Source organism: Pantoea sp. SIMBA_079 (assembly GCF_046940275.1).
GTDB lineage: Bacteria > Pseudomonadota > Gammaproteobacteria > Enterobacterales > Enterobacteriaceae > Pantoea > Pantoea borealis.
In genome coordinates, this window is sequence record NZ_JAWRYR010001026.1 from 1 (window position 1) to 229 (window position 229).

Sequence of the window (229 nt, forward strand, 5' to 3'; positions counted from 1 at the left end):
CTACAAGAGGAACTAGTGCTGGTAATTGAGCCTCTACTTTTTCCCCTTCAGTATATAATTTAACTTTTTCATTTGTTTCTACATTTGTTAATACTGCATCTACCGCGCCGTTTTCTGGATCTAAAGTAGTAATATCTGCTTTATATTCAGAAACTTGATCTTCACCTATTTTTAGGAAATTATCCGGATATTCAACTGCTGTAATTTCAACTTCACTTGTATCTCGATT

Annotated in this window: 1 protein-coding gene; it reads right to left on the reverse strand. The window is 33.6% G+C overall.

Translation table 11 applies throughout. The annotated features are described in order from the left end of the window. The coding region (locus tag SB719_RS23020) for a hypothetical protein (RefSeq protein ID WP_412160170.1) at positions 1 to 229 on the reverse strand (229 nt) is incomplete at both ends.